Below are 15,580 nucleotides of genomic sequence, written 5' to 3'. Positions count from 1 at the left end.
GTGCCGGGATACAGGGGTGACCGACCACGGGGGATGAATTGCCCACAGGCGGAGAGCTGTTGGTCGCCGCGCTACGTGCCCACGGCGTCGATGTGGTCTTTGGAATCCCCGGCACCCACAACCTGGAAATCTACCGGCATCTCGGGCCGGGCCGGCTACGCGTTGTCACCCCGCGCCACGAGCAGGGCGCCGGATACGCGGCAGACGGCTACGCCCGTGTCACCGGGCGCCCCGGCGTGGTGGTGACCACCAGCGGTCCTGGCCTGCTCAACGTCGCCGCAGCGGCCGGCCAGGCGTACTCGGACTCCGTACCCATGCTGATCGTCTCGCCCGGTATGCCTCTGGGCCACGAGCAGGGGTCCGGCCTGCTGCACGAGGTCAAGGACCAGTCGGCGGCACTGGCCGCGGTCTGCGCGCAGAGCCAGCGGGTCCAGACCCTCCCCGAGATGCTTCGCGTCCTGGCCTCCGTGTTTACGAGCTTCGACATCAGCCGACCCCGCCCGGTCCATCTGGAAGTGCCCTACGACCTGCTCGCCCGCAGCGCTGACATCACCGTGCCACCCGCGGTGCGGGCCCTGCCTCCGGCTCCGTCAGAGGCAGATGTCCGAGCTGCCGCGGCGACCCTGTCGACGGCCGAGCGGCCGACGCTGGTCGTGGGCGGTGGCGCCCGGAACGCGGTTGCCGAGCTGCGCGCACTCGCCGAACTCCTGGGAGCGCCGACGGTGACCACCGCCAACGGCAAGGGTGCGTTCCCGGAAAGCCATCCCCTCTCGCTCGGCGCCGGGCTGCACATCCCTGAGGTGCGGGAGTTCCTCCACCGTGCCGACGTCGTGCTCGCCGTCGGCACGGAGCTTGCCGAGACCGATACCTGGGACGGCCCGCTGCGGCTCGGCGGCCGGCTGGTGCGGGTGGACCTCGACCCGTCTCAACTCCACCGCCCCACCGCCGCGCATCCTCTGGCCGGTGACGCGGCAACCACCCTGGCCAGGCTGCGGCGGGCCATCGGCCCCCGAGGGGCAGTCCGACCGCGACGTGAGGGGACGCCACGGTCCGCCGTCACCGCGTACGGTCGTCGCTGGCGTCCGCTCATCGAGGCGCTACGGGCGGCACTCCCCGAGGACGCCGTACTCGTCAACGACAGTGCGCAGGTCTGCTACTTCGGTGCTCTGACCGGCTTCGCCGTGGAACAGCCCAGCCAGTTCCTCTATCCGACGGGCTTCGGCACCCTGGGGTACGCGCTGCCCGCCGCCATCGGCGCCGGCATCGCCGCACCCGAACGCCCGGTAGCCGTACTCACCGGCGACGGCGGGCTCCAGTTCACGGTGAACGAACTGGCTACGGCGGTGGAACTCGGCCTGCCGCTGCCCGTGGTGGTGGTGAACAACGGGGGCTACGGCATGATTCGTCAGGAGATGACGGAGCGAGGCTGTCCTCCGGTCGGTGTCGATCTGCACGGCCCGGACTTCCCGGCGCTGAGCCGGGCCTACGGCGGCGCCGGGGTACACGCCACCAGCCCCGCCGAACTGCGATCCGCCGTCGCGCAAGCTCTCATCACACCGGGACCCACCGTCATCGAAGTCCCCGAGCCGACCGGCTGACGCCCTCACCCCGTCGACGAGTCCAGCAATCCACCCGACGGCTCCGGAGGAACCGTGAAGCGAACCCCCTATCTTCAGCTGACCTGGTCCGACGAACAGACCGACGCACAGGGCTATCTGGTGATCGACCGGCTGCTGCGCGGTGTCGCCAGCGGCGGGCTCAGGATGCGCCCCGGCTGCACGCTGGGCGAAGTCACCGAATTGGCACGGACCATGACACTCAAAGAGGCGCTGGTCCACCAGCCCGACGACCGCTATCTGCCCTTCGGCGGCGCCAAGGGAGGCATCGACTTCGACCCCGCGGACCCCGCCGCACCAGGCGTCCTGGTCCGCTTCCTGGCCGCGGTCAGCCCGCTGATCGAGGCGTACTGGGCCGCGGGCGAGGACCTGGGAACCCGTCAGGAAGCCATCGACGAGGCAGTCGCCGCCGCCGGGCTGCGCTCCTGTGTCCAGCCGGCGCTCCGGCATGTGCCCGACGGGCCGGACGCGGGACTGCGCCGACTCGACGACGCCTTCGCGGTCCAGGTCGACGGACTCGGCCTGGGCGATACGGTCGGCGGCTACGGCGTGGCCCAGGCCGTGCTGGCGACGCTGGCGGAATGCGACGAGGACCCGGTGGGGCGCACCGCCGTGGTGCAGGGCTTCGGCTCGATGGGCGGCGCCGCGGCGCGCTACCTGGCTCGGGCCGGCATGCGCGTCGTCGCCGTCGTCGACCGGGCCGGGGCGGTGGCGAACCCGGACGGCCTGAACGTGGAAGCGCTCCTGGCCGGCCGTAGCACCGACGGCCTGATCGACCGTGATCGACTCACCTCCGACGTCCGCCTGCTGCCGCGCGCGCAGTGGCTCTCGGTCGCGTCGGACGTACTGGTCACCGCCGCCGTGTCCTACGCCGTGGACGACGGGAACGAGGCGGACGTGCGGTGCCGGTACCTCGTCGAGGCAGCCAACGTCTCCGTGCTGCCGAGCGCCGAGAAGGCGTTGCTGGGGCGCGGAGTGGTCGTGGTTCCGGACTTCCTCGCCAACTTCGCGGCGAACAGCTGGTGGTGGTGGACGCTTTTCGGGGATGTCGGCGCGGATGCGGGTGAAGCCCTGGCAAAGATCGACAAGACCATGTGGCGGCTCGTGGAAGAAGTCTTCGACGAGGTTCGGGCCACCGGCATGAGCCCCCGGCAGGTAGCGACCCGGATCGCCGAACGCAACCACGCCCACTGCCGGGGTCTCCCGGACTGAGCGCCACCCCGGACCCCTCGGCGGCCCGCCCGCGCTCTGTTCCCTCAGTGTGTCGGGCGGGCTCGGGCAGACATACAGGCCAGCCGCCTGATCCCGAAGGCAGCCGCGTGCACGCCGAGGATGCCCACCGGGAACAGCGCGGCGCTCGTCACCACGCCCCTCGTGTCAACTTCCCTGAGCACACCTCTGCGCCGCAACTCACGCCAGGCCCAGAGCGAGAACGGGGCGACCACCAGCGGAGCGGTGACCACTCCGGGCGTGTACCCGCGCAGGCCGACGCTCTGAGCCACGTGTGACACCGCGTGCAGCCCGAACCCGGCCAGTACGGTCTGGAAGAAGGGGGACTTTCCACCGGTCCTGGCTCCGTCTGCCGAGGCCGCACCGACCACCAACCCCATCAGGCCGATGGCGGTGGCCGCGTGCCCGGGTGTCACCCTCATCGCGGACCAGACCCGTTCGGGTACCTGCGGGTAGGTCTCCTGCAGTCGGTCCACCTGGGCCGAGGCCCAGCTGGGCATGGTGACCAGCTCCTCCAGATCGTGCACCACGAAGGCGGCCATCAGCCCCCACGTGGCCGCCGGGGAGACGCCTCCGGGTTCCGCACCGCGCTCAGGCATCCCGCTCCCGCTCGTCCGCCGTCTCTCCGGCCGATACGGCAGATTCAATCGATACAGCAGATTCAGCCAGTTCAACTGATTCGACCGATACCGTGCCCAAGGTCCCGTTCACGGTGAGTGTCTGCCCGTCCGACAGCGCGGAGAGCACGCCCGGCACGCCGACAACCGCCGGAATTCCGTACTCGCGTGCCACCACCGCGCCGTGCGAGTTCACCCCGCCGGTCTCCAGCACCACCCCGCCGGCCATAAGGAAGAGCGGGGTCCACCCCGGGTCGGTCGACGGCGCGACCAGGATCTCTCCCGGCTGCAGACTGACACCGATGGGGTCGAACACCACCCGGGCAGGCCCGGTGACGGAGCCGGTCGACGCGGGTGCGCCCCGCAGAGTCCCGTCACTGGCGCCGACCAAAGTCGGCTCCGTGCCGTCGGAGAGCAACATCCGTGGCACATGTCGACGACGCCCCTCGCGGACGTACTCCTCGCGTCGCCGCGCGATCCGGTCGCGAACACCGGTCCCGGCCAATGCCTCCTCGATCTCCCGCAACTCAAGGAAGCAGACATCCTCGGCGGTGTCGAGCTGCCCGGCGGCAGCGAGTTGCTCACCGACCAGGAGCAGCTCGCGACGTGCCTGTGCTACCAGCAGGACACAGTAGAACTTGGTGACCTCGCGCAGTCCCAGCAGTTGCCGGGCACGCCGGATGCCGATTCGGACCACGGCCGCGGGCAGCCGGCCGCGCTTCCGGGCTCTGCCGACGAGTTCCCTCGCGGTCCGCTCGGCCGATTCGGCACCGTCGGCGAACTGGCTCTCGGGCGACGAGGCGTCCTCAGGCAATGACAGATAGCCGGCGAGGACGCTGAACAGGTGTGTCGGGGCATCTATCCACCGCGGCGCGCCCACGTCGACCTCGGCCACCGCCCTGTGGCCAAACCGGTCGAGGAAAGCGGTCAGCCCTTGCTGGGCCACGGTAGGGAGCACGTGTTCCCGGTACGATCGCAAGAGTTCATCGGGGGAGGAGTCCTGCATCAGCCGGGCGACCTCGGGGTCCTCCCGGATCCGACTGGCAAGCTGCCACAGAGCGAGATCCATCTCGGTGGTGACGTTGTGGGGCAGGCCGCGCAGCAACCCCAGGCCCTCCTCCTCCGACACCTCGTCACCCAGCTGTTTCAGGGCGATCCCCAGGGCGGCCCCGCCGACAGCTGGGATCGGCACCATTCGTGGGAACAACGCGGGGATCCCCTCCAGCAGGATGCGCCGCACCGCGTTCAGGCGCTGCTGGGGCCCGACGGTGTCCGGGAGTGCGAAACGCTGTGACTGCCTGGCGCCCACCCGTGCGACCCGGTCGCGGGCCGCGGCAGGCCGGATCACCGCCTCCAGTACCCTCAACGGCACCCCGGCGCGTAACGCGATCCGTACGAGCCGTCTGGCGAGACCCGCCTTGGAAGTGCTGGTCAGCGCGAAGCGAGGGTCGTCGAAGAGTTCGCCGACGAGCTTCGCCGTCTGATCGTCCACCATCTTGAGCAGGCCGGGCAGCGCCGTCCGGCCTGCCGCCCCACGCACTGCGGTGGTGATGTCCAGGAACATTCGGCTGCCAGACTCCGCGTAGGCGGTTGGACCGGCATATGGGTCGGCGACAGGGAGTCCGGCGAGCCGTGCCATGCCGGAGCTGACCAGCCGCAGCGCGGACAGCCCCAACGGGGTCACCGGTCCCTGGATGCCCTGCCAGACCATGCTGTAGCAGAAGTACGCACGGATCTCCTCCTCCCCGCGCGCGTTAGTGACGGGCAGCGGGTAGAGCGTGGTGACAGGCCGGGACTGAGTGAGCCAGATCAGGCCATCCGCGTCCAGCGTCCACTCCACGTCCTGCGGGCTGCCGAAGAGCCGCTCGACCTCCCGGCCGAGAGCGACCAGCCGACGCAGTTCGTCGGCCTCCAGACAGGCGGCGGCCGCTAGATGAGGATCGGCGGGTTCGACGTGCTCCGTGCCGCCGCCCGGCAGCGGACGCACAGCCAGCCGCTTGTCGCCGAGCCGACGCTCGACCATCCGGTCCTCGGCGGTGTCCATGACGAAGTGGTCGGGGTTGACCGCCCCGGAGACCACGGCCTCGCCGAGCCCGGGCGCGGCGTCCACCGTGACCCAGTGGCGCCGTCCCGACACCGGGTCGGCGGTGAACATCACCCCGGCGGCCCGCGCGCCGGCCATCCGCTGCACGACGACGGCCAGCCGTACGCTCCGGTTGTCGATTCCGTTGGTGGCGCGGTAGGCGACCGCCCGGTCCGTCCACAGAGACGCCCAGCAGTGGCGGACGGCGTCGAGTACCGCGTCCTCACCCACCACGTTGAGGTAGGTGTCCTGCTGGCCGGCGAAGCTTGCCGACGGCAGGTCCTCGGCGGTCGCCGAGGACCGCACCGCCACGGGCACGTCGCTCCCCAGACCGTGGTACGCAGCCGTCAGTGCCTCGGTGACCGCTTCCGGAACCGGAGCGCTGAGTACGGCGTCGCGAATCTGTTCTGCCAGTTCGGCCAGCGCCACGGTGTCGCCCGCCGGGACGGCGGACAGCTTCTCGGCCAGCACGGCGAACCTGGCCTCCTCGGTCACCTGACGGTACGCCTCGGTGGTGACGCACACACCATCCGGTACCTGCATGCCTGCGGCGGTCATCACTCCCAGATTGACGGCCTTTCCGCCGACGAGCGGCAGCATGCCGGCGCCGGTCCGGTCCAGCGCGATGACCAGGGGCGCCCGGCCGTCGGCCGGGGATGCGATGTCGGCCTCGTGTACCTCACTCATGATCCTCTGTGCCTTCCGTCGCGCCAGGGCGTCATTCCAGTACAACGGCCGAGTTCGGGACGGTCATCGTGGTGGCCCCGCAAGGATTTCCGTACCGCCCTGCGTAGGGTCGTCGTTGCCGGTGTCCGTGGTGTCGTCCTCGAACTGCCGCAGGGTCTCGGGCAATTGGCTCCTGCCCCGGATGCCGAGCTTGCGGTACACGCTCGTCAAATGCGCCTCCACCGTCCGGCGCGCGAGATACAGGTGTCCGGCGATCTCCTGATTCGTGGCACCGTTCGCCGCCAGCCGGGCCACCCGCCACTCGCTCGGGGCGAGCGGCGGTGAGCCGCCCTGCCGGGAGACCCGGGGGCGCCCGCCCACCGCGAGAAGTTCCTCCCGTACCTGCCCCAGCAGCCGGTCCGCCCCACACTGCCCGGCCAGCCGGTACGCCTCGGTCAACGCGTCCCGGGCCGGGTCGTGGGAGCGCCGGGAGCGGTACAGCCTGCCCTGGGCCAGCAAGGTGCGGGCCGACTCCAGCGGGAACCGCCCGTCCGCCAGCAGCGACAGTGATTCCGCGACGTCCGACAACCCCTGGTCACCACCGCGCAGCACGCCCCGCCGACGCAGTGCCACAGCCAGGGCGCGCGGAGCCCCCCAGGCTCGCGCCAACCGCACCTCCTCCTCGGCGAGCGGACGCGCCTCGTCGGCCCGGCCGAGGCGGGCCAGAGCCAGCGCGGCGGCCGACCGCCAGGCCGACATCGCCGGATTGAGGCAGCCGATGGCGGTCAGCCGCCGACCGGCCTCCAGCAGATCCGCCAGACCTCCGCTCACATCGCCTTCGACCACGCGTAGCCGTCCCCGCCCTGCGAGGGCGAGATCCGCGACCCACAGCCGGGGAAAGTCCCCGCCCGGCTCGTCCGCGAACGGCCCGAAAGCGGGCGCCGACTCGCTCCCCAGCTCTTCGGCCAAGCGCATGGCGACGATGGACGGACCAGCCCGCCACACGTCCCAGGGACGTTCGCGGGCCAGGCCGACCGCGGTGGCGGTGAGCGTCCGGGCCTCGTCGAGCCGGCCCGCGTTCACGCTGGCAAGGGCGCTCAGCCACAGCGCCGTGTACTGGGGCAGGGGTGCGTTCCACCGCTCCGCCTCCTCCGCGGCCCGGCCGAACACCCGCTCCGCGGCGGCCAGGTCGTCCGCCCACAGCAGGATCGAGCCGATGGCCAACCAGCCCATGCTGCTCTCGTCGGTCGGTTCAGGCCCGCTGGACAGGGCGTCGTGGATTCCGTCCACCAGTTCGCCGGACGTATGGCAGGCGAACGCCCCTGCGAGCGCCCGGGAGGCTCGGGAGAGCCGCACCGCTCGTGCGGGGAGCCGAGGTGCCTTCTGCCTCGGCTCCTTCTGCCGCTGTACGCCTTCCCAGTCGCTCTCGCCGACCGCCTGATTCCATGTACGGGCGATGTCGTCGTCGCTCAGGGCGAGGAAGAACAGTTCCGCCGATGCCCGCCGGATCAGCTCGTGGCTGCTGCGCAGCGGGGTCTGCTCCAACTCCGCCCACAAGACGCGGTGTGCTTCGGCGGCCTGTCCGGTGATCGCCAGACCGTGAGCGAGCCGCAGTATCCACAGCAACCGCTCCTCCGGGGAGATCGCGCCGGCCACCGCGAGCCGCAGGCGCCCCACGGCGGACAGGGGGTTCCGGTACAGCTCCGCCAGTCCTAGGTCGGCCAGCACCTCCGCTCTGTGGCCGTCGGCCGGCGGCTCTTCCAGCGCGCGGTTCAGCAGCCGGGCGGCGTCCGGGTAGCGGCCGGCCGCCAGCATCCGGCGACCGGAGGCTTGCAGGATCTCCGCGTGCCCGCTATCGCCTTCTGGCAGAACGGCCAGCAGATGCCCGGCCGCCTCGTTCAGCGCCTCGGGCCGACCGGCGAGCACCCCGGCGGCCAGGCTCTCTGCGCGGTGCCGCTCCGACGGGCTCAGCCGCTGTCTGACAGCCCGTCGCAACACCTCGGGTGCGATCAGCACCCCGTCGGGGCCGACCGACAGGTAGTTCAGACGCTCCAGCAGGGCCAGCGTGTCGACGGCCTCGGCGGCGCCCAGGTTCAGAAACCGCGCTGCCTGCCGGGCCGGCACCGGGGTGCGGAACACCGACAGGGCCCTCAGCCCTTGCGCCGCGTCCGCGCCGTGCCGGGCGGCGCGTGACAGGGCAGCGGTGGCGACGGCGGACGGCGCGCACCGTCGTACCGCCTCCGCGTGTGTCTCCCCGGCCGTCGCACGGGACACCGTCCGCAGGACCTCGACGACCAAGCCGGGCACGCCGACCGTCACGTCCAGGCAGGCATCCACCACCGCGTCCCCGTCGTCGTCCAGGAACTGTCGGCCGAGCGCGCCGACTTCGGCCCGGTCCAGCGCGGCGGGTAACCATCGCAGCCGTTGGGTGGCGTTCACCACGTCGGCGAGCAGCTGATCAGTGCCGGACCATTCCGCAGGGTCGACGGCGACGGCCAGCAGCACCGGCAGTTGATGCAGCCGGCGCACCAGATGGCCCAGGAACCGCAGCGACTGCGCGTCGCACCAGTGCACATCGTCGAAGGCCAACACCAGCGGCCGCTCCGCCGCCCGCTCCGCGATCAGCCAGTACAGCCGCTGGAGGGTCTCCCAGGGGTCCCCCTCACGCACCGCCTCGAACCAGTTCTTGTCGCGCAGCGCAAGCTGGTGTGGCGCTCGTGACGGGTCAGCGGGGTCGGGGAGGGCATCGAGCAACTGCCGGACCACGCCCCATCCGAATACCGCCTCTTCCCGCCCGCACCGCACCAGAGCCGTGCCCAGCCGCTCCCGCTCCCGTGCCGACGCCACCATGCGGTCCAGTACGGTGCTGCGCCCGCAGCCTGGCCCGCCCTCCACCGTCACCAGCCGCGACCGTCCCAGCTCCAACCCGTCCAGTAGCTCCCCGGTCCTGCCTGGGCCCGCAACGGTCCGTCGCACCTGCGTACCTTCAGCGTGCTCTTCTGGCATGACGGCACGTTATACGGTTCCCGCGCTCTGCCTGGGGTGGTTATGACGGTCAGTTCGAGTGCCGGTACGCGTAGCAGGGACCGGGGCCGCCGGTAGATACCTGTAGGTGGTCGGTACCGGCCGATGCCTTACGCCCACCGGGAGGGGACCCATAGTGGAGGAGATCAGCCTCAGCGCCGAGCAACGGAAGCTGGTGCTGCATCACCGGCTCTATCCGGGAGACACCGCGTTCACTCTGGCGCACGCGGAACGCATCCGGGGTGAGTTCGACGTGGAGCGGCTGCGCGACGCACTCGAATTCATCCTGTCCGAGAGCGTCGGACTGAACCTGGTCTTCCGGCAAGGGGCGGAGGGGGATGTCGCCCACCGACACCCTGGACGGCCGGTGGTAAGGATCCTGGACGCCCCACGGAGCCTCGACGCCGAGTCTGAGGCCGCTGCGGTCGCGACTGAGATCGGGCGCGCGGCAGACCGGCCGAGAACGCCGCACGAGTGGCCGCTGTATGAGGTGACCCTCTACCGGGGCCGCCATGCCGACTATCTGGGCGTGGTATGTACACACCTGGTCAGTGACGCCATCACGATGTTCAACATCGCGGAAATAGCATCGCAGCTGTACCAGGACCAGCGGCTGAGCCCGGACTATCTGGCCGGGCTCAGATACCAGCCGGTGAACACCATGAGCCCGCATCGGACGGCGGCTGCCGTGAGCGCGTACCGGAAGCTGCTGAGTGGGGTGTCCCGGCTCTCCCATGAGGGGCTCAGCGAGAAACGGCGGGCCGACGGCGCACTGCCCGGGGTGGTCCGTCAGGTTGCGCTGCCGCCGGACCTCGACGCGGCCCTTCGCTCCAGCGATCTGGCCATCCAGTCAGGTGCCTACACCGTCTTCCTCGCGGCCCACGCGGTGGTCATATCCTCTCTGACGGGCCAGCCGGACGTGGTGGTGGGCGTGCCGCTGGCCACTCGGCGGAACTGGCAGCAGATGTTCGCGTTGGGGTACTTCATCAACACCCTCCCGCTGGCCCTGAATCTGGACAGGATTCCCACATTCGCTGACCTGTGTGATGTCGTCGCGGTGCGGATCCGCACCATGCTCAGGCACAAACTGCTCGACCTCACGGAGCAGGCCCCCCAGGTGTTCGAGGGACGGCGGACACCGGTCCTCCAGATGGACAACGCGATCACTCATTACCGCAAGGCATATCCACTCAACCTGCCCGGCTGCACCACCGACACCCTGTTCGTGCCCCGGAGCCTGGTGCGCTATCCCCTGGCGGTCAACGTTCGCGAGGGCGACCGGGGCTTCACTCTCGGTATCGAGTACGCCACCCGGCTGGCCCCGGCGGACCCTGCAGCCATGCTGATCCACGTACTGCGCACCGTAGTGGCCAATCCGCTGACGCAGCTGTCCGGGATACAGGTGCTCGGCCCGGAGGCCGACCGCGGGTTGGACGAACTGGTCAACCGCTACCGGGCGCAGCAGAAGCCCGCTACTGTCGACACGTGGTTCTCCGCCACCGCCCGTAAGCACCCGGAGCGAACGGCGGTCACCGACGCCACCGGCACGTGGACTTACGCCGAGCTGGACAGCGCGGTCTCCCGGGTCGCGGACGCGCTCGACCGGGGCGATCACGGAGAGCATGTGGCCGTGGCCATGCCACGCGGTCGGGAACTTGTCGCCGTACTGCTGGGGGTGTTGCGCTCCGGGCGGACGTACGTACCGCTCGACCCCAACGCACCCGCCGGGCGGCTGCGGCACATCCTGGGCCAGTTCGACGGCATCACGCTGGTCGCCGACGACACCCTGCCGCACCCTGCCGCCCGCCGTCGCCTCTCCCCAGGGGAGTTGTTGGCGGAGATTCCCGGTCCGCGCGATCAGCCGGACCCGCATGATCCGCACAAGGAGCGCGCCCGTGGCCGGGGCCCGTCCGCCGATGACGTGGCCTACATCATCTTCACCTCCGGGTCGACCGGCGTTCCCAAGGGCGTGGAGGTCACCCACCACAATGTGACACGGCTGTTCGCCGCTGCCTCGGAGCACTACGACTTCGACGAGAACGACGTCTGGTGCCTGTTCCACTCGTACGCGTTCGACTTCGCGGTCTGGGAGATGCTGGGCGCCCTGCTGCACGGCGGACGCCTCGTCGTGCCTGACGAGGAGACCATCCGTTCGCCCGTCAGCTTCGCCAGGATGTTGGCGCACCGGGGCGTCACCGTCCTCAACCAGACTCCGTCGGCTTTCCGCAGGCTCACCGACGTGCTCGACGCGGACCTGGCCGCCGAGCTGCGGGTGCGCTGGGTGATCTTCGGCGGCGAGGCACTTCGTCCAGGGACCGTGCAGCCCTGGGCCGAGCTGATGGGTGCCCGAGCCCGGCTGGTGAACATGTACGGCATCACCGAGACCACCGTGCACACCACGTTCCACGAGATCGACCCGGCCACCGTGGACGCCGGGGACAGCGGCGTGATCGGGAAACCGCTGGCGGACCTGCGGATCTCCGTCGTCGACCGCCACTTGAACCGCTGCCCGACAGGAGTGCCCGGAGAGATACTGGTCGCCGGTGACGGTGTGGCGCGTGGCTATCTGGGCCGCCCCGACCTCACCGCCGAACGCTTCCTGACCGGGAGCCGCTACGGGGACCGGGTCTACCGAACCGGGGACCGGGCCTATGTCAGGCCGGACGGCAACCTCGTCTACCTGGACCGGATCGACCGTCAGGTGCAGCTGCGCGGCTACCGCGTGGAGCTGGGCGAGGTGGAGACCGCGCTGCGCGGGGTACGTGGCCTGAAGGACGTCCACGTCGCGGTGCACACTCCCGACGGCAGCGAGCCGCTGCTGGCCGCCTGGATCGTCGCGGACGAGGAGATACCGGCCGAGGCCGCCATCCGTAGCCTGCTGCTGAACCAGCTCCCGGCGTACATGCTTCCCGCTCTGTACGTCCGGATCGCGGAACTGCCGCTGACGGTCAACGGCAAGGTCGACGCGGGCGCACTGCCGGCTCCGGCCACCACCCGGGCCGACCCGACGCCGGGCTCTGAGGACGGGACGACGGACGCCGTCGCCAGAATCTGGGCCGAGGTCATCGGGCGCGACACGGTCGGCCCCGACGTCAGCTTCTTCGAAGCGGGCGGGAACTCGATGCACGTGATACAGGTCCACCGTCGCCTGACCCAGGAGTTGCAGACCGAAGGGCTCGACGTGGTCGAGCTGTTCGAGTACCCGACGCCTCGGCTGCTCGCCGCTCGCCTGAGTCGACCGGACGCGGCGAACGCCCTCACCGGGGCACGCCCCGGCAGACGAACCGTCACCCGCAGGGCACCGTCCGGCAGCGACCGCAGGCGTGCCGCGCGCGCCGCGTCCCGTAACGCCACCACATCCGGCAGCACCGGGTCAGGCGACAGCAGCCCCGACAGCACTGGAGCAGGCGGCACGGAAAAGGAGGAGACCGGTGAATGAGGAGACCAGCGGCCAGGACATGGCGGCAGTCGTGGTCGGCATGGCCGGCCGGTTCCCGGGAGCCGGGTCGGTGTCCGAGCTGTGGCAGAACCTGCTGAACGGCAAGCGCGCCGTCCGGCGGTTCACCGCCGAGGAGCTTCGCGAGGCGGGCGTCCCGGACGACCTGGCGCAGCACCCGTCCTACGTACCGATGGCCGCGGCGCTGGAGGACATCGACCTCTTCGACGCGGAATTCTTCAACGTCCCCTCGCGGGAAGCCCAGTTGTCGGACCCCCAGCACCGTCTGTTCCTGGAGACCTGCTGGGCTGCCCTGGAGGACGCGGGTCACCCGCCGGGCCGGTTCGACGGACGGATCGGGGTGTTCGGCTCCAGCAGCATCAGTACGTATCTGCTGGGGCTGATCGCGGGCGGAGAAGAGCTGCCGCCCGATGGCATCAGCTATCCGCTGCTGCTCGGCAACGACAAGGACTTCCTGTGCACCAAGACGGCCCACCGGCTCGGGCTCACCGGCCCGGCGGTGACGGTCCAGACGGCCTGTTCCTCCTCGCTCGTCGCCGTGCACCTCGCCACGCAGTCGCTGCTCGCCGGCGAGTGCGACATCGCGCTGGCGGGCGGAGTGAGCATCACCGTGCCGCAGCAGGCCGGCTATCTGTACCGCGAGGGCGGCATCCTGTCGCCTGACGGCCGGTGCAGGGTGTTCGACGCCAGCGCGAACGGCACCGTGCGCGGCAGCGGATGCGGCGTCGTGGTTCTCCGCCGTCTTGACGACGCGATCGCCGACCGCGACCGGGTGAGCGCGGTGATCCGTGGCAGTGCGGTGAACAACGACGGGGCCGACAAGGTCGGATTCACCGCACCCAGCGCCGCGGGCCAAGTCGAGGTGATCCGCGAGGCCGTCGCGGTGTCCGGCCTGCCGGCCAGCGCCATCGGTTACGTAGAGGCTCATGGAACCGGCACCTCGTTGGGTGACCCGATCGAGGTACGTGCCCTGGCCACCGCACACGCCGCCGACGGGGAACCCCCGAAGGAATGCCATCTGGGAAGCATCAAGGCCAACCTCGGACACCTTGACGCGGCGGCCGGAGTCACCGGCCTGATCAAGACGGTCCTGGTACTTCGGGAGCAGGCCATACCCGGTCAGCCCGACTTCACCACCCCGGGACCCGCCATCGAGGCGCACCTGGACAACTACCGCATCTCAGCGGAGCCTGTACGGCCCGCCTCCCCGCTCCAGGCAGCCGCCGTCAGCTCCTTCGGACTGGGCGGCACCAACGCCCATGTCGTTCTGGCCGCGCCGCCGGCCGTCGACGAACGACACGCTCCGGCCGGCACCCATCTGGTGCTCTTGTCCGCGCGGGACACCGAGGCGCTGGCCACCCTGGCGGAGGAGTTGCGCGACCATCTGACGGCCCAGACCTACACCCGCCTGGACGACATCGCCTTCACCCTGGCCAACGGTCGGACCGACTTCGCCGCCCGCGCCGCGCTGCGGTCCCGATCCGTACCCGAACTCATCGGCCAACTCGGGGAGCTGGCGTCCGGTGGAACTCCGCCGGACGATCCAGCCGCGGCCGGCTGGCTGGCCGGAGGGCCGCTGGACCCACAGTCGGTCGGTGACTGCTCACACGCCCGTCGGGTGGCGCTGCCGGGCCACCCGATGCGCCGACGGCAGCACTGGATCGACGTACAGCACACGCACCGGTCCGGACCCTCAACGCAGCCCCCCGCCTCCGCGCCGCAGCTTGCGGAGCAGGTCCGGGAGGTGATCACCCGGATGCTTGACGCCCCGGAGCTGGGGCCGGACGACGACTTCTACGACCGGGGACTCGACTCGATGCGCGCGGTGGAAATCGTCACGCTGCTGCGGGACACCACCGGACTGCCGCTGAGCTTCGAGGAGTTCGACGGACTGCGCACTCTCTCCGCCGTGGTCGAGCACATGTCCGGCCTTTCCGGCCCCGCCGACGGCGCCAGCTCCCCCGTCCGGGCGGCACCGGCGGCCGGGACGGCCGCCCACCGCCACCTGCTGTCCAAGATCCGGGAAGGTTCCGCGCCGGGGCATGTGTTCATGGTGCCCCCCGCCGGCGGCACCATCGCCGCCTACATCGACCTCAGCCGCCGCATGAGCGACGAGCGGACCCTGTGGGCACTGACGCACCCATCCGGGCAGCCCGGACAGCACCGCTCCATCCGGGACCTCGCCCGGCTGTACACGGGCCTTGTCCGTGAGGTGCAGCCTCATGGTCCCTATCTCCTCGCGGGGTACTCCTTCGGCGGCAGCGTGGCCCTCGAAATGGCGGCGGAACTGGAGCGGGACGGGGAGGATGTGGAGCGGGTCGTGATGCTGGACTCGCACCCGCCCGAGGCATACATCGGCGGCGCGGCGGACGACGCTGCTTTCCTGGCCGCATTCCCGACCCTCATCGGCCAGATTCTTCCCGGCTCAGCACCTGAGACCGCCGACGTCGACACCGCCGCGCCGCGATCCGTCGAGGAGATCCTTGAGCGGATCGGCGACGACACATGGTCGGAGGCGATGAAGGCCGAACTGGCAGGGTTCTTCCACACCTGGCGGGACAATCATGAGGCGCTCAAGCGCTGGTTCCCCGACTGGCTGCTCACCGGGGACATCGTCGTTCTGGCCGCCGAGCAGGAGGAGAACCAGGCCATCATGCGCGCCCTCGACATCCGGAAGACCGAACGCGCCCTCTGGGCCCGCCACAGCTCAGGCCGGGTAGAGGTTCTTCAGGTGCCCGGAGACCACTACTCGATGATCCGGAACCCGGAGAACCTACGGCACCTGGGCGCGGCCTTCGACCGTGCCCTCCGCCCCGCCTAGCCCGGCGTGCCCCGTCCGACGCACATCGCTGTCCCCGGCCCGCAGACCGGGGAAACATGAGAGGAA

Annotated in this window: 7 protein-coding genes; 4 read left to right on the top strand and 3 right to left on the bottom strand. The window is 70.6% G+C overall.

Translation table 11 applies throughout. From position 1 onward, the window contains the following. Positions 1-38: 38 nt before the first annotated feature. Both ACH4YP_RS39245 and ACH4YP_RS39240 read left to right on the top strand, forming a co-directional pair. Positions 39-1,598, top strand: a complete 1,560-nt coding sequence (locus ACH4YP_RS39245; RefSeq protein ID WP_398495831.1) for a 5-guanidino-2-oxopentanoate decarboxylase — start codon at positions 39-41, stop codon at positions 1,596-1,598. A 54-nt stretch (positions 1,599-1,652) separates the two neighbouring features. Beyond that, positions 1,653-2,828: a Glu/Leu/Phe/Val dehydrogenase dimerization domain-containing protein gene (locus tag ACH4YP_RS39240; RefSeq protein ID WP_398495830.1), complete on the top strand. Its 1,176-nt coding sequence runs from the start codon at positions 1,653-1,655 to the stop codon at positions 2,826-2,828. Positions 2,829-2,872: 44 nt separating this feature from the next. Here the strand turns inward: ACH4YP_RS39240 and ACH4YP_RS39235 are convergent, their stop codons facing one another. From ACH4YP_RS39235 to ACH4YP_RS39225, 3 genes are all read right to left on the bottom strand, one after another. Further along, positions 2,873-3,445, bottom strand: coding sequence for an HXXEE domain-containing protein (locus ACH4YP_RS39235; RefSeq protein WP_398495828.1), 573 nt, complete (start codon positions 3,443-3,445; stop codon positions 2,873-2,875). Beyond that, entirely contained in the window at positions 3,438-6,233 is a 2,796-nt protein-coding gene (locus ACH4YP_RS39230; protein WP_398495827.1) for a PEP/pyruvate-binding domain-containing protein, read from the bottom strand. The genes ACH4YP_RS39235 and ACH4YP_RS39230 overlap by 8 nt, the downstream gene beginning before the upstream one ends. A gap of 63 nt (positions 6,234-6,296) precedes the next feature. Next, entirely contained in the window at positions 6,297-9,188 is a 2,892-nt protein-coding gene (locus tag ACH4YP_RS39225; RefSeq protein ID WP_398495826.1) for an AAA family ATPase, read from the bottom strand. A 184-nt stretch (positions 9,189-9,372) separates the two neighbouring features. Between ACH4YP_RS39225 and ACH4YP_RS39220 the strand changes: the two genes are divergently transcribed. Further along, positions 9,373-12,675, top strand: coding sequence for an amino acid adenylation domain-containing protein (locus ACH4YP_RS39220; RefSeq protein ID WP_398495825.1), 3,303 nt, complete (start codon positions 9,373-9,375; stop codon positions 12,673-12,675). Continuing rightward, positions 12,668-15,514 (top strand): beta-ketoacyl synthase N-terminal-like domain-containing protein, encoded by a 2,847-nt coding sequence (locus tag ACH4YP_RS39215; protein ID WP_398495823.1) that lies wholly within the window; start codon positions 12,668-12,670, stop codon positions 15,512-15,514. The genes ACH4YP_RS39220 and ACH4YP_RS39215 overlap by 8 nt, the downstream gene beginning before the upstream one ends. The last annotated feature ends 66 nt before the right edge of the window (positions 15,515-15,580 follow it).

Origin of the sequence: Streptomyces sp. NPDC020747, from assembly GCF_044334695.1 — a bacterium.
In the GTDB taxonomy this organism is placed as follows: Bacteria; Actinomycetota; Actinomycetes; order Streptomycetales; family Streptomycetaceae; genus Streptomyces.
Note: the sequence above shows the minus strand (reverse complement) of the source record. Positions and strands in the feature narration are given on the sequence as shown.

What these genes read in the sequence shown, in the direction of transcription:
- ACH4YP_RS39230 (WP_398495827.1), bottom strand. Translation starts at nt 6,233, where the DNA reads ATGAGTGAGGTACACGAGGCCGACATCGCATCCCCGGCCGACGGCCGG.
- ACH4YP_RS39235 (WP_398495828.1), bottom strand. Translation starts at nt 3,445, where the DNA reads ATGCCTGAGCGCGGTGCGGAACCCGGAGGCGTCTCCCCGGCGGCCACG.